Source organism: Prevotella sp. HMSC073D09 (assembly GCF_001814145.1).
Classification (GTDB): Bacteria; Bacteroidota; Bacteroidia; order Bacteroidales; family Bacteroidaceae; genus Prevotella; species Prevotella conceptionensis.
Map to the genome: position 1 here is coordinate 65,768 of NZ_KV815141.1, position 21,463 is coordinate 87,230.

Consider the following 21,463-nt stretch of genomic DNA (forward strand, 5'->3'; position numbering starts at 1 on the left):
CAAAACCAACCCTCGCGAGAATCGATTTTTTGCGCCTCGGTGGGCGATTGGCGGGAAAAATCGCAGCCATAATGTTAAAACTTTTGCTGAAAAGTGGACAAGGAGAGATAAGTTGACGAGTGAACCAGTTGACAAGTTGACCAGTTAACGAGTTGACGAGAGTTTGAGAAGTGGAAGAGAGGGTGGGGAGTTGATGAGTAGATAAGATCGTTAGTTGACGAGTGAACCAGTTAACGAGTTGACAAGTTGACCAGTTAACGAGTTGACAAGAGTTTGAGAAGTGGACGAGTGATTGGGGAGTTGATGAGTAGACAAGAACGTTAGTTGACGAGTGAACCAGTTAACCTGTTGACAAGTTGACCAGTTAACGAGTTGACAAGAGTTTGAGAAGTGGAAGAGTAGTTAGGGAGTTGATGAGTAGACAAGATCGTTAGTTAATGAGTTAGCCAGTAACAAGCGGTCAATCAACAAGGCATATCACTCCCCTCTCCCTTTGGAGAGGGGTTGTGGGTGAGGCCAGTAGGAGTGAGGCTTTGTCAATGCACAAGGCATACCACTCCCCTCTCCCCTTGGAGAGGGGCTGGGGGTGGGCTAGTTGTGGCCGTTGTGAGTGAGGCCAGTTGAGGCCAGTTGAGGCTGATTGTAGCTGACTCTTTATCAATAGCTAAACGAACTGCCGCCCAAGAACTCGCGTAACAGTGACGTTGGCGGCAGTTGATGGAAGGGCATGGGCGCAAAATAGCGAAGGAACTTGCGCAGGCGATAGGCCTCGGAATACTCGTCGCAGCTCTCTGCAACCTGTTCGAGCAAGGGTTCGGCCTGCGTTTTGATGATGGCCAACTCGAAAAGCATGGCCGTATTAAACATGGCGTCGGCCTCTTCTTGATAGGGGAATATCCATTTTGTTTCGCCGGCACGTACGCTTGGCCAACGTTTAATGGTTTCGGCTGCCGACACGCCACGATACTTATGGTCGCGAACGATGCGGCGAAGTAGGCGATTGTCGGTGGTGGGGATGTAGTTGTGGTTGTCTAGCAAGATGGTTGTCAGTGCCGAGGCATACACCTTATACTTCTGTTCGGCTGGGATGAGGGCCGTTAGTTCGGGGTTAAGGGCATGAATGCCCTCAACAACCAAGATACTGTCTTTGGGCAGATGCAGCCGTTTGCCTGTTGGCTCGCTCCTTCCTTCAACGAAGTTGTATTTGGGCATCTGAACTTCTTCTCCGCGGAACAACGCAGCCAGGTGTTCGTTAAGCAGCGGTATGTTTAACGCGTAAAGGCTCTCGTAATCGTATTCCCCATTGGCATCTTTGGGCGTATGTTCGCGATTGACGAAGTAGTCGTCTAACGAAATTTGCACGGGCCGTATGCCATTTGCCAGCAGTTGCACCGAGAGGCGTTTGCAGGTTGTGGTCTTTCCCGACGACGACGGGCCGGCCAATAGCACCATGCGCACTTCGGGCCGCGCGGCAATCTCGTCGGCAATGCGGGCAATCTTCTTCTCTTGCAAGGCTTCAGACACGTGCACGAGGTCGGCACTGAACCCATTGGCCACCGCTTTGTTGAAATCGCCCACGGTACGTATGCCTAATATCTGTTGCCAACGGTGGTGTTCCTTAAATATCTCGAACATTTTGTCTTGGCGCACCAGTTCGCCAAGCTGTGCGGGATTATGCGTGGAGGGCACGCGCAGCAAAAGACCATCGTAATAAGGTTCGAGCCCGAAGAGATGCAGCTCGCGCGTGTTGGTGAGTAGCGAACCATAATAGTAATCCACGTAGTGGTCTAGCTCATAATAAGTGGTGTAGAGTGTTCCCACGGTTTCGAGCAGGCGCACTTTCGACTCGTCGCCCACCTTCTTAAACATGGCGATGGCGGCATCGGTTGTTGTTTCATGCCGCGAGATGGGCAAGCGCGCGGCGATAATCTCTTGCATGCGGCGGCGAATGTCGTCGGCATCTTGCGGGGTTATGGGGCGTTGAATGTCGAGGTCCACGTAATATCCGTTGCTCACGGGGATGTCTATCACCACGTTGCTGTGCGGATAAAGGTCGTGAACGGCCTTGCACAGCACGAAGAACAGCGTGCGCGTATAGGCCCGTAAAGCCGAGGGCGAATGCAGGTCGAGAAACTCTACGTCTTTGTTATGATACAGGCGATAGTGCATTCCTTCGATTTTGTTATTCACCTTGGCGTTAACAGGACCGTAAGGCATATTGAGTTTTAATTCGTGAAAAACATCATAAAGTGTGCTACCGATTTCTACCTTTGCAGTTTTTTTATTATTTTTGCATCGTATTTGTATGGATTGTTTCATGCTCAGCGACATTAAGAATTTAGCGAGTGTAAAGTTAAAGAATATATTTCAAAGTCACAACAATAAGGCACCACAATAAAGTTAATTTATGGATACAAGCAATTATCTGGTTTTTGGTTTTAAGATTGCAGGATCACTGGCATTGCTCATCTACGGCATGAAGATTATGAGCGAGGCGTTGCAGAAGATGGCCGGTCCGCAATTGCGGCACGTGCTTGCAGCGATGACCACCAACCGCTTTACGGGAATGCTCACGGGAGCGTTCATTACTTGTGCCGTACAATCGTCTTCGGCCACCACCGTGATGACCGTTTCGTTTGTTAACGCCGGCTTATTAACCTTGGCTCAGGCCATATCGGTAATCATGGGCGCCAATATTGGCACCACACTTACAGCCTGGATTATGTCGCTAGGCTACTCGATAGACCTTACCGACTTTGTTTTCCCCGCCTTTCTAGTAGGAATTGCGCTTATCTACTCGCGCAGACACCGCTACAAAGGCGATTTTCTTTTTGGTATATCGTTCCTCTTTTTCAGTCTTGTGTTGCTGAGCGACACAGGCAAACAGCTAGACTTGCAGCACAACCAGAGCGTTATCGACTTCTTCAGCTCGTTCGACGTGAACAGCTATTTCACGATATTGATATTCCTGTTGATTGGTACGGTTATCACAACCATCGTTCAATCGTCGGCCGCAGTGATGGCCATCACCATCCTTTTATGTTCTACGGGCGTGCTGCCCATCCACTTGGGCATCGCCTTGGTTATGGGCGAGAACATCGGAACAACGGCAACAGCCAACCTTGCAGCCTTGGGCGCCAACACGCAAGCGCGCCGAACAGCAATGGCGCACTTGGTGTTTAACGTCATTGGCGTGATGTGGGTGCTCATCGTTTTCTATCCGTTTGTGAACATGATTTGCAACATGGTGGGCTATAATCCCGAAGGACCGAAACTGTCGCAAGCCGAATTGGCCGTTAAATTGCCTGTTGTGCTGGCGGCTTTCCACACCTGTTTCAACCTCTTTAATACGGGCATACTTATCTGGTTCATACCGCAGATAGAGAAATTGGTGTGCATAATCATCAAACCGAGCAAGAAAGACGAGGAAGAAGAGTTCCGCCTCCGTTTCATTCAAGCTGGCATTATGAAGACGCCCGAACTTTCGGTGCTAGAAGCGCATAAGGAGATTAGCAGCTTTGCAGAACGTATGCAGCGTATGTTCGGCATGGTGCGCGAGTTGCTCGGCACACGCGACGACTCGAATTTTGCCAAGCTTTACTCGCGCATAGAAAAGTATGAGAACATATCCGACAACATGGAGCAAGAGATTGCCAAGTATCTGAGTGCGGTGAGCGATGCACACCTGAGCGACGATACGAAGGGAAAAATACGCGACATGATGCGCGAGATTACCGAATTGGAAAGCATCGGCGACAGTTGCTATAACCTTGCGCGAACGATTAGCCGACTGGTGAACTCGAAGGAGGACTTTACCGAAAAGCAATACGAACGTATCCACCAGATGTTCGAGCTTACCGACGATAGCCTTTCGCAGATGAACATCATCATCCGCGGACGTAAGGAGTACTTGGACACTACCCGTTCGTTTAACATCGAAACCGAGATTAACAACTATCGCAAACAACTTCGTAACCAAAACATTAACGACATCAACAACCACGAGTACACATATAATGTGGGAACGATGTATATGGACATCATCAACGAATGCGAAAAGCTGGCCGACTATGTGGTGAATGTGGTTGAGGCTCGCATGGGTACACGCAGGGTTGAGGCTTAAAGCAAGGGCGTTGGTAATGGTTATGGTGTAAGAAAGGATAAGCTTTGTAAGCATAACCATCAGGCAACGAACAGCCGCATGCGGCGTAAGTGCATCGGTACAAGCGGCTTGTAGCGACACTATAAAGGTGCTTGTGCCGATGCTACAAGGTGCTTGTAGCCCACTATAAACGGCATTGTACAGATAGATTGCAGGCAACTTGTTGGCAGACGAACTTCTACAAACAAGCCATTTTTGCTAGAACGAGCAAAGATTAAATGTACATGACTATGTTTTGGACTAATGAACAGCTTGTAGTGACCTGCTTACAAGCAAATGAAACTTTGCCTAAACACAGACCATTACAAGCTGTTTGCAAACCCCAATGAATGTTCTTTATTGTTGTACAAAGGCAGGTTTGCCTTAATTAAACCGAAAAAATGAATGCTTTCGCCTTATAGCTTTGCGGCATAGCCCACGGCGTAGGCCTTGATTTGTTTCACCATTGAGAGCAAACCGTTGGAACGGGTGGGCGAAAGGTGGTCTTTTAGGCCGATGGCATCAATGAAATGCAGGTTGGCATGCGCTATTTCTTCGGGCGTATGGTTGCTTATCACCCTGATAAGCAAGGCGATAATGCCTTTGGTAATGAGCGCATCGCTATCGGCAGAGAACACTAAACGACCGTCAACAAGGTCGCATTGTAGCCAAACACGACTTTGACAGCCTTCGATAAGGTTGCTTTCTACTTTATACTTGGCATCGAGTGGCGGTAGCGTGTTGCCCAAATCGATGAGCATTTGGTACTTATCCATCCAGTCGTCGAATGCCGAAAACTCTTCAATCACTTCTTCTTGAAGTGCGTCTATGGTTGATGTTGACATGTGTTATGGGGTGTTTATGAGTTTATAAGTTGGTGAACTGGTGAGGTTTTGAGTTGGGGAGTTTATGGGTTTTAGGGTTTATAAGTTGATGAGTTGGTACAAAACGAGCAACAATGCTCAATGCCTGCAAGGCAGACCTCCTTGTCTATCCGCCAACAAGTTAACTTGTTAACTCGCCAACTTGTCGACTTGTCAACTCGTAAACTTGTTTACTTGCCAACCCGTTAACCCGTCAACTCGTGAACTTATCTATTTATTTACCTCGTTCTTTACCAGTTTAAAAAGCTTATCGTTTGGTCTTACCTTGTCGGGAACGGGTATTGAGACGCGCGTACCTTTTTGTGCCGTTTGTACCGGCTCCAATTCATAGCGTATTTCTTTGGCATCGAAGAACATCACGCCCGTTGTTGGACCCGTTATCAGAAGATGGTCGTTAAGTTGTATTTCGCTGGCCTCAACAGCGATTTCGGCTACGCCTAACTTAGAGAAGTGCTTAACAACTTTACCCACAAGCACTTTTTTCTCGGTGGCTTTGTTTCCGTAGTGTTTAGTCCATTCGCCCATAGTCTGACCTTGATAATATCCATCCCAAAAGCCACGATTAAACACAGTGCTCAGTCGTTCGTCCCATTCGTCTTTCTTTTCTTCGGTGAACGAGCCGTCGAGAACGCTGGCGATGGCCTCCTTGTAGCACCTCACCACGGTGTAAACATACTCTGGACCGCGTGCCCTACCCTCGATTTTGAACACGCGCACGCCCGCATTCATCATCTGGTCGATAAAGCGAACGGTCTTTAAGTCCTTCGGACTCATGATGTATTCGTTGTCGATGTCTAGCTGCGTACCCGTTTCCTTGTCGGTAACAGTGTACGAACGGCGACAAAGTTGCACACATTGGCCGCGGTTGGCCGACCTATTGGCATCGTGCAGGCTCAAATAACACTTTCCACTGACGGCCATACACAGCGCGCCGTGGCAAAACATCTCGATACGAACGGGGTCGCCATTGGGGCCAAGCACGCACTGTTCGTTAATCTGCTTGTATATTTCGGCCACCTGTTCCATGTTCAACTCGCGCGCCAACACAACCACATCTGCAAATTGGGCGTAAAACTTCAACGCGTCGATGTTGGATATGTTCAGTTGCGTGGAAAGGTGAACCTCAACGTCCACTTGTCGGCAATACATCATTACGGCCACATCGCTAGCGATAACGGCAGACACCTGCGCTTCTTTGGCGGCGTCTACGATGGTGTGCATCGTTCCAAGGTCGTCGCCATAGATAACGGTATTAACCGTTAAATAACTCTTCATGCCATGTTCGCGACAAGTAGCAGCAATGTCGCGAAGGTCGTCTATCGTGAACTGATTGGCCGAATGCGAGCGCATGTTCAACTGGCCGATGCCGAAATAAACCGAGTCGGCACCAGCTTGTATTGCTGCAACAAGGCTCTCTCGCGAGCCTACCGGTGCCATTATTTCAAATTCTCTTATCTTGTTATTATCCATTTATTATCCTTTGCTTTTGCAAAGTTACGAAAAAATGGTATCTTTGCCCATCATGAACAGAATTATTCTCATACTAGTGGCGTTGGCCACGATATGCTCGTGCACCTCGAAAAGCGAGCCAAGGGCTACCACGAGGCTGCCTAAGATAGAGATATTGCTGAAAACCACGCCCGTAAAGGACCAAGGACGAAGTCAGCTGTGCTGGATATTCGCCATGTTAGCCACAATTGAAACCGAACATCTTATGCGTGGCGACTCGGTAAACCTCTCTACGGCGTACATTGCGCGCATGGCCTTGCGCCAACGCATACAAGACGCGTACCTTGCAAAAGGAAAGCGCCCGATACATTTACGGGGTATGGCCTCGAACACTCTTTCGGCCATTGCCGACCAAGGCTTGTTGGCATACGATACGTATCATGTGGAAGATTACAGCGTGTTCAGCGCGTTCCCAAAGAAAGCAGCCAACCTTTGCAAGCTGGCCGTAGCGCAGCAAGAAGGCCTTGTAAGGCTAGGACAACGTTACGACAACCTAGCCGATCAATCAATTGGCGCGCTACCAAGGGCACAATTCATGCTGGGAGCCGAATATACGCTTGGCGAATTTGGGCGAAGTGTGTGCCGACACGACGAGTATGTGGGGCTTACCAGCTTTACCCACCACCCCTTTAACACGGCATTCGCCCTCGAAGTTCCAGATAATGTTAACCGCGATTGCTTGTTAAACTTACCCATCGACAGCTTAGTAAGCCTTACAGAGCGGTCGTTACGCGCCGGTCATCCCCTTTGTTGGGAAGGCGACACGTCCGAACCTGGCTTCAATTTCGCGCAAGCCATTGCCCGTATTCCCGAACATAGCACCGCCCCTACGCAGCAAATGCGGCAGCGCGAGTTCGAAACGTTTCGCACAACCGACGACCATTGCATGGCTATCGTGGGCTTGGCGCGCGATGCGCAAGGCAAACGCTACTTCATTATGAAGAATTCGTGGGGCACAGACAATGCCTTTAAGGGATTTATGTTTATGTCCGAAGATTATTTTAGGATGAAAACCATCGCCCTTTGGGCACAACGCGAGTGCTTAGGCGCGTAACAATACGCGTTTGCCCAGCCTTTCTGTTTTGCAAGAAAGGCTGGGCAAATCATCGTTTCTAGACCTTAGCAAGCTATTGTTGCTTGCTTTTTTGCCTAATTCTTTTTCTCTTCGCTCACTCTTTTAGGGGGCTTTGGCATCTCCTTAGCCTTAACCTTAATCGTGTCGAATCCTTCGCCGTACACGCCGATAACGGCACTCTGACTAACAAAGGCGTTGGGGTCTATCAACTTAATCAGTCGGAAAATCATTTGGCTTTCGTTCTTCTTAGCCAGCACGCAAAGCACTTTCATTTCCTTACCCGTATACCATCCGTGTCCATCGAGAATGGTAACGCCGTGGTCGGTATGCAAGGCTATGGCGTTGGCAATCTCTTGATACTTGCGCGAAAAGATAAGGAACTGCACCGATTCGCGCCGCGCGTTCATCACATAATCGAGCATAAAGTTCTCTACAATCATCGTACATAGTCCGAAGACTGTCATCCGCGCCCGTTCGTAATACGTTCCGAACTGCGGAAAGAAGAAACAGCTACCGATAATAAAGATGTCTACAAGGAACAACACCTGACCCAACGACAGGTTGAAAAACTTGTTTACTACGGCGGCAATGATGTCTGTTCCGCCCGTGCTGCCATTGTTAAGGAACACGATAGCCAACGACGAACCCGTTAACGTACAACCGATGAGCAACGACATGAAGTTGTTTCCAGGGCCAAGTATCTGCACAAACAGGTCGGTCCCCTCAATCTTTGGCATCAGCTCTTGCGCATATTCCAGCAAGAAATACAAGGCTGCCGTGGCATAAATGGTCTTTAACAGGAAGCGCCAGCCCAGCACTTTCAGTGCCAAAACTAAGAGCGAGATGTTGATGATGGCGTAAGTGTACTCTATCTTAAAGCCCGTGGCGTAGTTAACAACAAGCGATGCGCCCATAACACCGCCCGTTACAATCTCGTAAGGTATGATAAACACCACCAGGCCAAAAGTGTATAGGCAGAGGCCGAGTGTGATAAACACATAGTCTTTAATCTCGCTAAGGAGCATTTTATGGTCGATTGTCATATCAAATTTGAGTTTATGAGGGTTTTAGTTTATGAGTTTTTGAGTTTATGGGTTGGTGTTTTTTGAGTTGGGGAGTTTATGGGTTGGTGAGTTTCTGAGTTTACAGTCTCAAAAACTAATCAACCCATTAACTCAAAAACTCACCAACTTAAGCATCACCCTTTCACCACGATGTTAACGATTTTCTTCGGCACAACGATTACCTTCACCACCTGTTTGCCTTCAAGGAACTTGGCCGAACGTTCGTCGGCCATGGCTGCCTGTTCTATTTCGGCATTGGTGGCGTTGGCTGCGAAAGCCTTTTGGAAACGTGCCTTGCCGTTAAAGGCGATGGCCAATTGCACTTCGCTCTCTTCAAGATACTTCTCTTCGTAGACTGGCCACTGCGCATCGCACACCGATTGCTCGTTACCCAGAGCCGCCCACAGCTCTTCGGCGATGTGCGGAGCGAAAGGCGCGAGGGCAACCACCAACTTCGAGAGCAGCGCTTTATTGGTGCAATGGGCTTGCGACAATTCGTTTACGCATATCATAAAGGCTGCCACGGCCGTGTTATACGAGAAGGCGGGGATGTCGGCCGACACTTTCTTCAACAATTTGTGAACAGATTTAAGCTGTTCTGCCGTTGCCTCGGCATCGTTTGGCATAAACTCGCCCGTGCGCATGTTGTAGAACAAGCCCCAAAACTTCTTCAAAAAGCGGTGACAACCATCAATTCCGTTGGTGTCCCACGGCTTACTTTGCTCCACCGGACCAAGGAACATCTCGTAAAGGCGCAGCGTGTCGGCCCCGTAGTTCTCAACGATGAGATCGGGGTTTACCACATTGTACATACTCTTCGACATCTTTTCTACGGCCCAACCGCACACATACTTGTCGTTTTCAAGCACAAACTCGGCATCCTTATATTCGGGTCGCCATGCGCGGAAGGCCTCAATGTCCAGCACATCGCCATGAACGATGTTCACATCCACGTGTATGGGCGTAACCTCGTATTGGTCTTTCAGTCCCAACGACACAAAGAGCGGAGCCTTACTGCTCTCGCCTTCGGCCCTTTGTACACGATATACAAAGTTACTTCGGCCTTGAATCATACCCTGATTAACCAACTTCTGGAAGGGTTCATCGTTTACGGCCACGCCCAAGTCGAAGAGGAACTTGTTCCAGAACCTACTATATATAAGGTGTCCGGTAGCGTGTTCCGTTCCGCCCACATAGAGATCCACGTTCTGCCAGTAGCTAACGACCTCCTTACTCACCAGTGCATCGTTGTTGTGAGGGTCCATATAGCGTAAGAAATAGGCCGAAGAGCCGGCGAAACCAGGCATGGTGTTCAGTTCTAAGGGGAACACTTGCACCCCGTCTATCAGGCTCTTGTCTACCACTTGGCATGCTTTCTCGTCCCACGCCCATGCTTTGGCGTTGCCCAATGGCGGTTCGCCCGTTGCCGTAGGTTGATAATTGCCCACCTCAGGCAATTCAAGCGGCAAGCATTCTTGTGGAATCATGTAGGGCATGTCGCCCTTATAATACACGGGGAACGGCTCCCCCCAATAGCGTTGGCGCGAGAACGTGGCATCGCGAAGGCGATAATTCACCTTGATGCGACCCAAGTTGTGGCGCGAAACATATTCTTTGGTCTTGGCGATAGCCTCCGTAACGGTCAGTCCGTTTAGCACCAAACCCTGCGCTTGGCCATCGTTGGCGACGTTGTTTGCGGCGGGCGAGTTGATCACGATGCCCTCTTTGGCATCGAAACTCTGCTCCGAAATGTCCGCCCCTTCGATAAGTGGCACGATGGGTAGCGAGAAATGGCGAGCAAAAGCATAGTCGCGACTATCGTGCGCAGGTACGGCCATGATGGCGCCCGTGCCGTAACCGGCCAGCACATAATCGCTTACCCAGATGGGAAGTGCCTCGCCTGTGAGTGGGTTTATGGCGTAAGCGCCTGTGAAAACGCCACTAACCTTGCGGTCGGCAATGCGTTCGCGTTCGGTTCTTTTCTTCGTTGCCTCAACGTAGGCCTGCACTTCGGCGCGTTGTTCGGGTGTGGTAAGGCGGTCTACCAATTCGCTTTCGGGTGCCAGCACCATGAAAGTAACGCCGAAGATGGTGTCGGCGCGAGTGGTAAAGATGGTGAAACGCTCGTTGCTGTCTTTCACGGCAAACTCCACTTCGGCCCCTTCCGAGCGACCAATCCAGTTGCGTTGCGTTTCTTTCAGCGAGTCGGTCCAGTCCACTTTGTCCAGTCCTTCCAGCAAACGCTGCGCATACGCGCTAACGCGAAGGCACCATTGGCGCATCTTCTTTTGCACAACGGGGTAGCCACCACGCACACTAACGCCGTCAACCACTTCGTCGTTGGCCAGCACCGTGCCCAGTTCGGCACACCAGTTCACCATCGTTTCGCCCAGATAAGCAATGCGATAGTTCATCAGCGTGGCCTGTCGGGCGTGCTCGTCCATCGCTTTCCACTCCTCGGCCGTGATGTTCAGTTCTTCGCTACAAGCAGCATTCAGCCCTTCCGTACCCTGTTTGGCCAGCCGTTCTTCAAGTTGGGCGATGGGCAAAGCGCGTTGTTGGTCGTTGTCGTAATACGAATCGAACATCTTTTGAAACGCCCACTGCGTCCATTTATAGTATGTAGGGTCGCAGGTGCGTACCTCGCGGCTCCAATCAAACGAAAAACCGATGCGGTCTAGCTGCTCGCGATAACGCGCAATGTTGGTTTCGGTGGTCACGGCAGGGTGTTGTCCCGTCTGTATGGCGTACTGTTCGGCCGGCAAACCATAGGCATCATAGCCCATAGGGTTAAGCACGTTGTAGCCTTCCAGTCGCTTATAGCGGGCGTATATGTCAGAGGCGATATAACCCAAGGGGTGTCCCACGTGTAGCCCAGCCCCAGAAGGGTAGGGGAACATGTTGAGTACATAGAACTTCTTTTTGCTGTTGTCTTCTACAACGCGATAGGTTTGTTGTTCCTCCCATCGCTTTTGCCACTTCTTTTCTATTTCCCTAAAATTATATTCCATCTTGTTTTATTTATTTATTCTTATTATGAAGTTGGTAAGTTTATGAGCTTGTAAGTTTATGAGTTTAGGCTCTAAGGATGTGGGTAATGAGTTTGTGAATGGTCAAGAACGCTCTTTTGCAGCTCGCAAACAATATATCACGAACTTAAAACGCCTTTGTTTCAGCAGCTCAAGTCCCCATGGGTGAAGCATCCGAAGACATTTCGGCTTGAAGCCGCAGCCATCTTTTCACCTTTTCACCCTTTCACCTTTATTGGGTGCAGCCATCTTTTCACCTTTTCACCTTTTCACTCTTTCACCTTTAAAAGCCCTTTCACCTTTCCCATGTCTTATCAACCGCAAAGTTACTAAAAAGTTTTCTCCCCGAAATGCAAAGCGGCTGCTAATGTGTTTGTTTTGCGTTTTATGGAGCGTAAAGTGTGGTGTACAAGCTGATATATAACAGAAAAAACCATGCCGCGTACCTCCTTTAAAGATACAACACGGCATGGCGATGGGCATATTGATGATGTTAATCACCCCAACAGCAATGTTTGGCACTGCTTATGTAACGGGCACCACCTCAAACGGCGTGGCTATCGTGCGGCGACCAAACTTGCGTAGCAGCGTTACAAGGTCTTCCCTTGGTGCATCTTTGTCTAATTGCAACTGCGAAGAACTGGGTATGCGCGATGCAAAAAACGGCCAAAGTTCACTGTCTCTGTACGTTTTATCTTTTGCCGGAAAGTTAGACAATGGCACAATACGGTTCTGCTGTTTAAACTCCTCGCTGTAACTGAACTGCCAAACGCCACCCGAATAAAGCAGTGTGCCCACTGTCAATTTACCCAAACTAACGTTGAACGCCGCATCTTTTTCGGCGTTCAGCACCATATCGCTTTGACTTTCAGACCAAAATAGCCGTAAAAGTTTCTTCTTTATATCCTTCATAATACACTTTGCAATTTGTTAAACCGATGAATTAAGCATTTACATATCATTGTAATTCTATTCACAGACATGAAAGAATGAAAGTTTTGTGTCACTTCTTCCAACAATCGCTCCAACAGCAACGGCGTAAGCATGTCCCTAACTTCTGCTTTTGACACGTAAAACTCCTTGCTATAAATTCTATTGAACAATTCAAAATGGTTCAAATTCTTCTCACCTTCCCAGCCAATCTTTGGCCGTGAGGTTTTACAATACTTTGTAATATGGCTGTCGATTGCCTTATTTGCTGCAATTACACCAGCCAACTTTTCTTCCGAATAATTCCAAAACAATCCTCTTGCCGTGTCATACACAGGCGAGAAATATGGTTTAAAGCCACCTTCTACGGAGCGAACAATTCCCCAATTGAAAAAATGGCGATCGTTATTTCCCACTAATGCGTCGAAAATAATTAGTCTTATCAGTTCGCACATTATTTCTTCTTTCTGTTCAGGAAACACACTCTCGACGGCATCCTCTACGAATTGTAACGTAAGCCATTCTCTTGTTAGTTTCTGCTTGTCCACTTCCTCGATAAACAAGGATGATGGTTCGTTCAAATAACCAGCCAATACGTCTGCTCCATGTACAAGTTCTTGTCGGGCTGAATCAATAAAATAGCGACTTAGAAACCTTAGTTGTCCCCCGATCATCGCTATGCGAGACTCCGCCATCTTCAAACCAAATATCGTGCCAAGCCTATTAAGCAACAATTCTGTCACCGATTCTATTGGATACCACTTGTGTCCGGTCTTGGCAATGTAGCGAATCCAGTTTTTACGGTTGGCCTTATGCTTGCCACTTAGCAAACGATAGTCGTAAACGCCAATGAATTTCTTCGGGGCATCACCATCTACCGAGATGGTGTCGTCAATGAAGTAGTCATTGTGTTTGATAACAAGAGCTTTTGGTACTGCATAACAAGAGGCCCCTGTAAAGTTCTCTATCTTATGGAAAGGAATCTTATCCAAGCTCCTACGTACGTTTTATGTTCGTCATAGCAAAGATAATACAATTATATGAGAATAAAGTATTTTTGCTTTTTCTTTTTGACGTTGTTCCGTTTTTTTTTCGTATATTTGCGCATACAACGGTGCCTTAATCACCTTCATTTCATAGGCCGAGGGCGTTAGAATGTTGACAATGCGGCTATCCAGATTTGGAGAAACAACCCCAAAACAAGTTTTTCATTAAATTCATCAATATGAAACCAACCTCAGCACACACCACACACTGCGCTATAACACGTAACGTGTTGTACATCGCACTTTGCGCCTGCATCTTAAGCGTATTTGTTTCGGCTTGTGCCTTTGTGCCCACTGCCTCGAATTTTCCACGCGACAAGGTTAGGCTTGGCATGAACACCAAAGAAGTAAAGGGCATAATGGGTAAGCCGTTCAGCGAAGACACGTTTCTGGAAGGAGAAAAACGAGTTGATGTTCTTCATTATAAGGAGGCAGTAAGGGTTAAGACACAGGGGTTTATACTCACTACTTCACTGCGATTTGAGAACGACTCGCTTACCGCAATCACCCAAAACGAGAAGATGGTGGATGAGGTTACGAGGGAAAGTAAGGTTCAACAATAAAGAATAAGGCCGCACCACAGCCCCAACTTCAAAGGGAAAGAGGGGGCGCAGTGCGCCAAGTGCAACGCGATAGTTGGCGTAAAAAAGTGCTTATCACTTCTTTGTTGTGTTCAATGATGAAAGTTATCTTTCCCCATATCGGTATGAGTATAACTCAAAAACTCACGCCCTTAAAACTCATGCCGCTCAAAAAAAAACGCACGCCCTTACAAACTAAACAACTCAAAAACGCACGTCCTTAAAACCCCATATCACTCAAAAAACGCACGCCCTTACAAACTAAAACAACTCAAAAACGCACGTCCTTAAAACCCCATATCACTCAAAAAACGCATGAACTTACGAACTGAACAACTCAAAACCTCACGCCCTTAAAACCCCATATCACTCAAAAAACGCACGAACTTACGAACTGAACAACTCAAAACCTCACGCCCTTAAAACTCATGCTACTCAAAAAACGCACGAACTTACGAACTAAACAACTCAAAAACTCACGCCCTCAAAATCTTAAAATCTTAAAACTTATTTTACAAAATACCACCCGCGCGCCAACCCCTTCTAGCGAAAATATAGGTCGTGATGCAGGTAAATAGCCACTATTTTTAGCCTTTTTCGTCTTTCGTCTTGTACTTTTTTAAGAACAAAACCTGCATTTTGCACCATTTAGCCTTTCTATTTTGGGTGCCAGCTCGTATTTTTTAGGTCCCCAAAACTCGCTTTTAACCCCCAAAAAACCTACTTTTTAACGGCTATTTTGTCCTTTTTAGCCATGTTTTTAATGGTGTTGAGAGGTATTGTTTATACAATTATGTCGTATTTTTATGCTTTTTGCCTTGCGTTTAGCAGCAAATCGCAGTGCATTTTGCACCATTTTACCTTGCGTTTAGCACCAAAACGCGTTGCATTTAGCACCAAAACGCAGTGCATTTTGCATCAAAACGCAGTGCGTTTAGCGGCATATTGCAGTAAATTTAGCAGTAAACACCCTCAAAACTGGTGCAACAGGCAGTATTATGAAATAAATATTCATTTTGCTGCATTCACCATCTAACCCCTTTTTGCATCAAAACAAACCTCTGCGAGAATCGATTTTTTGCGGTCAAGTGGGCAGTTGGTGGATAAAAAGGGTACTTTTTGTGTTAAAATTCTTGCTGAAAAGTGGACAAAAGATTAGCAGGCGAGTTAACTGGTCAACTCGTTAACTCGTCAACGGGTCAACTCCTCTACCCGCCATCTTACAAACGCATAAAACTAAAATCCTCACAATCTAGCAAACAAAAATCACACTCTCTTTGTACGTTAGCAGCTTATTTTCTATCTTTGCATATAGGTAACGGGACACACGCCTTACAACTTATCGCTTGCGCGCGTATGCAAAACAGCGACGAAAAAGGCGAAAACCCATTGAAGTGACAAGCATTATGGCACAAAAGCTCATACAGACACAAACGCAAAAACAAGTGCAGGTGCAACGACTCTCACAGCAACAGATGTTGCAGGTGAGGCTCTTGGAGATGCCGCTTACCGAACTGGAACAGAGCGTTGTTGCCGAACTGGACGACAATCCGGCATTGGAAACAGATACACACGAACCAAACGAAACCGAGAACTACGACACCGCGCCCGCCAACGACGACCAAGGCGATGAGGATTTTGACCAGCAGACGGAACGCGAAGAACGCGAACAGGCACTGGATGCGGCGTTGGAAAACATCGGTCGCGATGACGAAATGCCCGAAACATTCGGCAGGGAGAACCATAACAATGCCGAATACGAGGAGATTGTATATGGCGACACCACTTCGTTTTACGATAAACTGAAAGAGCAAGTGGGCGAAATAGACCTCAACGAGGAGGAGGAACAGGTGCTGCTTTACCTCATCGGGTCGTTAGACAACGACGGACTGCTGCGCAAAGACCTTGACACCATTGCCGACGAACTGGCCATTTACCAGAACTTGGACGTGGAAACGCCCGAAATTGAGCGGATGTTGGGTGTGCTACAAACGTTCGACCCGGCTGGCATTGGCGCGCGTTCGCTTAAAGAATGCTTGCTGATACAGATTGACAGAAAGCCCGAAAGCTGGGCCAAGGAAATGATGCGCCGCGTGATAGACGAGTGTTTCGACGCCTTTACCAAGAAACATTGGGACACGATACAAACGCAACTGCAACTCACCGACAAACAGGTGCAGGAGGTGCAGGCCGAAATTAGGAAGCTGAACCCTAAGCCGGGGGCATCGATGGGCGAGACACAAGGGCGTAACTTGCAACAGATAACGCCCGACTTTATCGTAGACACCGACGACGATGGCGGGGTTTCGTTCCATCTCAGTCGCGGAAACATACCCCGACTGATGGTGTCGCCCACGTTTGCCGACATGGTTGACCACTACCGAAACAACAAGGCCAACATGACGAAAGGCGAAAAGGAGGCCTTGCTCTATGCTAAGGAGAAGGTGGAAAAGGCGCAGGGCTATATCGAGGCCATCAAACAACGCCAACATACGCTAAGCCTAACGATGCAGGCCATCATCGACATACAACGAAAGTTCTTTGTTGAGGGCGACGAGGCCGACCTGCGACCGATGATTCTCAAGGACATCGCCGACCGCACGGGGCTGGACATCTCTACCATCTCGCGTGTTAGCAACATCAAGTATGCACAAACAAAGTGGGGCACGTTCCCCCTGCGTTTCTTCTTTACCGATGCTTACACCACGGGCGACGGCGAAGAGTTGTCTACACGCAAGATAAAAATAGCCCTTAAAGAGCTTATCGACAACGAAGACAAAAAGAAACCGCTGAGCGACGACTTGCTGAAAGAGGAACTGGCAAAGAAAGGTCTGCCCATCGCCCGCCGCACTGTGGCGAAGTATAGGGAACAGCTGGGACTGCCAGTGGCGAGGTTGAGGAAGGGGTGAGATGAGTAGTAGGTAGTAGAGGAGTAAGTAGTAAGGAGGGGAGAAAGAGGAAGAAATAAGGGAGCAGAGAAGTAAAGGCAATAGATTAAGAATTAAAACAAGTGGTAATGTCTTCACTCGCCTTACCTGCTAACAACCCAAGTAAGTGATAGTTTCTTTGCCCACTTACTCTTAATGAGCAAGAGCGAGTAGCAACATCTAGCAGGCCCTTACTCCCAACTTACAATGTAAGCGATAGCACTTTGTGCTATTTTACTCACAATGAGCAAAGCACGTGGCCGCTACTTACTACTTTACTCCTAACGAGCAAAGCGAGTGATACTCCTTTACTACTAGATATATGCTTATGAAAGAGAAAAACATCATATTCGGCGCGCGGATGATGAGCATGCTCTTCACCCCGTTTTATCTGCCCATTGTTGGGCTGATAGCGTTGTTCACTTTTAGTTATATGTCCCAATTACCTTGGGACTACAAACTGGAAGTGTTGCTCTTGGTGTATATCGCCACCATATTTATCCCCACAATACTGATACATCTGTATCGTCGTTATCAGGGATGGACCCTCATTGAGCTAGGACATAAGGAGCGTCGCATGGTGCCTTACGTCATCTCCATATTGTGTTACTTTGGCTGTTACTACCTCATGTCGGTGTTACAGATACCTCGTTTCATGGCCCGCATATTGGTTGCCGCCCTCGTTGTGCAAGTGGTTTGCGCGCTTATCAACGTTTGGTGGAAGATTTCCACACACTCGGCAGCCATAGGTGGTGTAGCAGGCGGTTTGATGGCCTTTGCTTTTCTCTTCATGTTCAACCCCGTGTGGTGGCTTTGCTTGGTGTTTATCGTGGGCGGACTGGTTGGAACCAGTCGCATGATACTTCGCCAGCACTCGCTTTGGCAGGTGGTAGCGGGATTTCTCGTAGGTATGGTCTGCGCGTTTGTGGTGATATAACGAGCCGCTAAGAGCAGCGCGAACTCCCCACGCCCCCACAACAACCGGCCTCACCCCCAGCCCCTCTCCAAGGGGAGAGGGGATGATTAGCCTTGTTTTCTCTAAAGCGTTACAGCAAAAAATGCTGGAACATGGCCGTTAAACTATGGCGCAATGTACCATCAAAGGATGGAGTATTCCAAGAAAAGGGTAAAATACGAATAGGTAAAGAGTAAAATACAAATAAGTAAATAGTTAATGATTAACAAATAAATAGTAGACGATTAACAAGTAAGTAGTAAACGATTAACAAACAAGCGTGCGTGCCACCGCAAGGATGCAGCAAGGCATACCACTCCCCTCTCCCCTTGGAGAGGGGCTGGGGGTGGGCTAGTTGTGGGTGGGTTGTGTGCAGGGCGTGTTTGGTTGTTGATGTTTATTCATTGAATAAGGTTTAATAAAAATATATTATGACCCCATCAGTAAGCATTATCATGGGCAGTACCAGCGACTTGCCCGTTATGGAGAAAGCATGTAAGTTGCTTAACGACCTGAAAGTTCCTTTCGAAGTGAACGCTCTCAGTGCTCACCGCACGCCCGATGCCGTAGAATCTTTCGCCAAAGGAGCCAAAGCGCGTGGCGTAAAGGTTATTATTGCGGCTGCTGGCATGGCTGCCGCTCTGCCTGGTGTTGTGGCAGCATCTACCACGTTGCCCGTTATTGGCGTGCCCATCAAAGGTATGCTCGACGGATTAGACGCGTTGTTGTCTATCGTACAGATGCCCCCTGGCATTCCCGTTGCCACTGTTGGCGTTAATGCGGCCATGAATGCAGCCATACTTGCCGTGCAAATGCTGGCCTTGACAGACGAAAACGTGGCGCAACAACTGGCCGAATATAAGGCTACATTGGGACAAAAGATTACCAAAGCCAATGAAGAATTGGCCGAAGTGAAGTACGAGTTTAAAACAAACTAAGGCGAATGTTCGCAAGTTAACAAGTTGACGAGTTGACAAGTTGACGAGTTGATTAGTTAACGAGTGGACAAGTTGACGAGACGATAAGATGGAGAGTTGACGAGTAGATTGGTTAACGAGTGTACAAGTTAACGAGTTGACAAGATGGAGAGTTGACGAGTTGACAAGTGGATTAGTTAACGAGTGTACAAGTTAACAAGTTGACGAGATAGAGAATTGACGAATAGATTAGTTAACGAGTGGACAAGTTAACGGGTAGACAAGATGTTAAGTAGACTAGTTTACAAACTAACGAGTGAACGAGTTGTTAGGCGAAGCATCTTTTCACCTTTTCACTTTTTCACCCTTTCACCTTTAAACGTCATCTTTTCACCCTTTCACCTTTTCACCTTTAACCGCCCTTTTCACCTTTAAAAGAATGATGAACGAACAAGATAACAACAATACTTCGCGCCCTCTTTCCCTACAAGAAGATGGCGAATGGAGTGACATCGGCATCGACCTCTTTAACCTGCATCGCCGAAACGCATCGGTAACAACCGTTGGTAGCGTGATGATGGGTGGAAACAACCCCGTGCGCGTGCAGTCGATGACAACCACCGACACCAACGATACCGAGGCTAGCGCAGCCCAAGCCGAGCGTATTATACAAGCAGGCGGCGAATTGGTGCGACTCACTACGCAAGGAAAACGCGAGGCGGAGAACCTGCGCAACATCAATGCAGTGCTTAGGCAGAAAGGTTACGACACACCGCTTGTGGCCGATGTGCATTTCAACGCCAACGTGGCCGACGTAGCCGCACTGTATGCAGAGAAGGTACGCATTAACCCCGGCAACTATGTAGACCCAGGGCGCACATTCAAACAGTTGGAATATACCGACGAGGAATACGCCGAAGAGATAAAGAAGATTGATGCACGCTTTGTGCCTTTCCTCAATATATGCCGCGAAAACAACACGGCCGTACGCATCGGTGTGAACCATGGTTCGCTCTCCGACCGCATCATGAGTCGCTATGGCGACACGCCTGCGGGCATCGTTGAGAGCTGTATGGAGTTCTTACGCATCTGCAAACGCGAGCAATTCCACAATGTGGTTATCTCCATCAAGGCATCCAACACGGTGGTGATGGTGCAATCGGTGCGCCTTTTGGTGCAACAGATGCGCCTCGAAGACATGAATTACCCCCTACATCTTGGCGTTACTGAAGCTGGCGAGGGCGAAGATGGCCGCATTAAGAGTGCTGTGGGCATCGGAACGCTACTGTCCGACGGCATCGGCGACACCGTCCGCGTATCGCTTAGCGAAGACCCTGAGGCGGAAATACCCGTAGCACGCGCGCTTGTAGACTACATCGAGGCGCGTTCGGGCCACTTACCTATACCTGCCCAGGTGGCAAAAGGGTTCAACTACACCGCTCCCGAACGCCGTCCTACAACGGCCGTGGCCAACATCGGAGGCGAAAACGTACCCGTAGTGATAAGCAACCGTACGGATAAAGACAAGGTTCACGTGGTGGCCAACGCCGACCAAGCGCCCGATTACATATATATAGGTAGACATCTGCCCGCAAACCTCTCGGCAAAGCGTCGTTACATCATGGACTACGATGCCTATATGCAGCTGGCCAGCACCAATCCGCAGGCCTGCGAGCAGGTTTATCCCATCTTCCCACATAATGCCGTGCCCTTTATCTCGCTTGTTGAGGCAGATGTTAAGTTTCTTGTGCTGCAATATGGAGCCAATAGCGACGAATATTTGGCTTGTCTTAAACATCACCCCGAGGTGGTGGTGGTGTGCATGAGTACGCATAAGAACAAGGTGGGCGATCAGCGTGCGCTGGTTCACGAGTTGTGGTCGGCAGGCATCAACAACCCCGTTGTATTCGCGCAAATGTACCGACACGCGGCCGAAGAGAAAGAAACATTCCAGCTAAAAGCCGCTGCCGACATGGGACCGCTGATGATTGACGGGCTTACGGATGGCATTTGGCTGATGAACGACGGCGACTTGCCCGACGAAGAGGTAGATGCCACGGCCTTCGGCATACTGCAAGCCGCCCGTTTACGCACCACCAAGACCGAATACATTAGCTGTCCGGGCTGCGGTCGCACGCTTTACGACCTGCGAACAACCATCGCCCGCATTCGCGAAGCCACCAAACACATGAAGGGTTTGAAGATTGGCATCATGGGTTGCATCGTAAACGGACCGGGCGAAATGGCCGATGCCGACTTCGGATATGTTGGTGCAGGGCCTGGAAAGGTGTCGCTCTACCGCAAAAAGGAATGCGTTGAAAGGTACATCGACGAGAAAGATGCGGTGGAACACTTGCTAAGGTTGATTGAAACCAGCCTCACCCCCAACCCCTCTCCAAGGGGAG

General features: G+C 48.4%; 14 protein-coding genes. 7 read left to right on the plus strand and 7 right to left on the minus strand.

The window, feature by feature from the left end; genetic code table 11:
* Positions 1-657 precede the first annotated feature (657 nt).
* Entirely contained in the window at positions 658-2,319 is a 1,662-nt protein-coding gene (locus tag HMPREF2955_RS13910) for a nucleoside kinase (RefSeq protein ID WP_070724025.1), read from the minus strand.
* A gap of 88 nt (positions 2,320-2,407) precedes the next feature.
* On the opposite strand from HMPREF2955_RS13910, the gene HMPREF2955_RS13915 reads away from it, so the two are divergent.
* Positions 2,408-4,123, plus strand: coding sequence for a Na/Pi cotransporter family protein (locus HMPREF2955_RS13915; RefSeq protein ID WP_070724008.1), 1,716 nt, complete (start codon positions 2,408-2,410; stop codon positions 4,121-4,123).
* A 434-nt stretch (positions 4,124-4,557) separates the two neighbouring features.
* Here HMPREF2955_RS13915 and HMPREF2955_RS13920 read toward each other — a convergent pair whose 3' ends face one another.
* A complete protein-coding gene (locus tag HMPREF2955_RS13920) occupies positions 4,558-4,986 on the minus strand; it encodes a SufE family protein (protein WP_070724009.1) in 429 nt (142 codons plus the stop codon).
* A gap of 249 nt (positions 4,987-5,235) precedes the next feature.
* Positions 5,236-6,495 (minus strand): peptidase U32 family protein, encoded by a 1,260-nt coding sequence (locus tag HMPREF2955_RS13925; protein ID WP_070724010.1) that lies wholly within the window; start codon positions 6,493-6,495, stop codon positions 5,236-5,238.
* A gap of 52 nt (positions 6,496-6,547) precedes the next feature.
* Here HMPREF2955_RS13925 and HMPREF2955_RS13930 point away from each other — a divergent pair, with 52 nt between their 5' ends.
* Positions 6,548-7,588: a C1 family peptidase gene (locus tag HMPREF2955_RS13930; RefSeq protein ID WP_070724026.1), complete on the plus strand. Its 1,041-nt coding sequence runs from the start codon at positions 6,548-6,550 to the stop codon at positions 7,586-7,588.
* A gap of 95 nt (positions 7,589-7,683) precedes the next feature.
* Here the strand turns inward: HMPREF2955_RS13930 and HMPREF2955_RS13935 are convergent, their stop codons facing one another.
* The 4 genes from HMPREF2955_RS13935 to HMPREF2955_RS13950 all read right to left on the minus strand — a co-directional run bounded on the left by HMPREF2955_RS13935 (position 7,684) and on the right by HMPREF2955_RS13950 (position 13,624).
* On the minus strand, positions 7,684-8,652 hold the full coding sequence (locus tag HMPREF2955_RS13935) for a YitT family protein (protein WP_070724011.1): 969 nt from the start codon (positions 8,650-8,652) through the stop codon (positions 7,684-7,686).
* 155 nt (positions 8,653-8,807) lie between these two features.
* Positions 8,808-11,684: a leucine--tRNA ligase gene (leuS, locus tag HMPREF2955_RS13940; RefSeq protein WP_070724012.1), complete on the minus strand. Its 2,877-nt coding sequence runs from the start codon at positions 11,682-11,684 to the stop codon at positions 8,808-8,810.
* A gap of 543 nt (positions 11,685-12,227) precedes the next feature.
* Positions 12,228-12,614, minus strand: a complete 387-nt coding sequence (locus HMPREF2955_RS13945; RefSeq protein WP_070724013.1) for a HipA N-terminal domain-containing protein — start codon at positions 12,612-12,614, stop codon at positions 12,228-12,230.
* Complete coding sequence (locus tag HMPREF2955_RS13950) at positions 12,611-13,624, minus strand: HipA domain-containing protein (RefSeq protein WP_070724014.1); 1,014 nt, start codon at positions 13,622-13,624, stop codon at positions 12,611-12,613. The genes HMPREF2955_RS13945 and HMPREF2955_RS13950 overlap by 4 nt, the downstream gene beginning before the upstream one ends.
* Positions 13,625-13,857: 233 nt before the next feature.
* Here HMPREF2955_RS13950 and HMPREF2955_RS15415 point away from each other — a divergent pair, with 233 nt between their 5' ends.
* The 5 genes from HMPREF2955_RS15415 to HMPREF2955_RS13985 all read left to right on the plus strand — a co-directional run.
* Complete coding sequence (locus HMPREF2955_RS15415) at positions 13,858-14,241, plus strand: hypothetical protein (RefSeq protein WP_083317751.1); 384 nt, start codon at positions 13,858-13,860, stop codon at positions 14,239-14,241.
* 1,424 nt (positions 14,242-15,665) lie between these two features.
* Entirely contained in the window at positions 15,666-17,168 is a 1,503-nt protein-coding gene (rpoN, locus tag HMPREF2955_RS13970) for an RNA polymerase factor sigma-54 (RefSeq protein ID WP_070724027.1), read from the plus strand.
* A gap of 346 nt (positions 17,169-17,514) precedes the next feature.
* On the plus strand, positions 17,515-18,123 hold the full coding sequence (locus HMPREF2955_RS13975) for a phosphatase PAP2 family protein (protein ID WP_070724028.1): 609 nt from the start codon (positions 17,515-17,517) through the stop codon (positions 18,121-18,123).
* 449 nt (positions 18,124-18,572) lie between these two features.
* Positions 18,573-19,079, plus strand: a complete 507-nt coding sequence (purE, locus tag HMPREF2955_RS13980) for a 5-(carboxyamino)imidazole ribonucleotide mutase (protein WP_070724018.1) — start codon at positions 18,573-18,575, stop codon at positions 19,077-19,079.
* A 418-nt stretch (positions 19,080-19,497) separates the two neighbouring features.
* Positions 19,498-21,463 (plus strand): 4-hydroxy-3-methylbut-2-en-1-yl diphosphate synthase (locus HMPREF2955_RS13985; protein ID WP_083317749.1); only part of this gene is annotated, 1,966 nt, incomplete at its 3' end.

Bases quoted from the DNA above. Each gene is read 5' to 3' on its own strand.
- HMPREF2955_RS13910 (WP_070724025.1), bottom strand. From the start codon at position 2,319: ATGAAACAATCCATACAAATACGATGCAAAAATAATAAAAAAACTGCA.
- HMPREF2955_RS13915 (WP_070724008.1), top strand. From the start codon at position 2,408: ATGGATACAAGCAATTATCTGGTTTTTGGTTTTAAGATTGCAGGATCA.
- HMPREF2955_RS13920 (WP_070724009.1), bottom strand. From the start codon at position 4,986: ATGTCAACATCAACCATAGACGCACTTCAAGAAGAAGTGATTGAAGAG.
- HMPREF2955_RS13925 (WP_070724010.1), bottom strand. From the start codon at position 6,495: ATGGATAATAACAAGATAAGAGAATTTGAAATAATGGCACCGGTAGGC.
- HMPREF2955_RS13930 (WP_070724026.1), top strand. From the start codon at position 6,548: ATGAACAGAATTATTCTCATACTAGTGGCGTTGGCCACGATATGCTCG.
- HMPREF2955_RS13935 (WP_070724011.1), bottom strand. From the start codon at position 8,652: ATGACAATCGACCATAAAATGCTCCTTAGCGAGATTAAAGACTATGTG.
- leuS (WP_070724012.1), bottom strand. From the start codon at position 11,684: ATGGAATATAATTTTAGGGAAATAGAAAAGAAGTGGCAAAAGCGATGG.
- HMPREF2955_RS13945 (WP_070724013.1), bottom strand. From the start codon at position 12,614: ATGAAGGATATAAAGAAGAAACTTTTACGGCTATTTTGGTCTGAAAGT.
- HMPREF2955_RS15415 (WP_083317751.1), top strand. From the start codon at position 13,858: ATGAAACCAACCTCAGCACACACCACACACTGCGCTATAACACGTAAC.
- rpoN (WP_070724027.1), top strand. From the start codon at position 15,666: ATGGCACAAAAGCTCATACAGACACAAACGCAAAAACAAGTGCAGGTG.
- HMPREF2955_RS13975 (WP_070724028.1), top strand. From the start codon at position 17,515: ATGAAAGAGAAAAACATCATATTCGGCGCGCGGATGATGAGCATGCTC.
- purE (WP_070724018.1), top strand. From the start codon at position 18,573: ATGACCCCATCAGTAAGCATTATCATGGGCAGTACCAGCGACTTGCCC.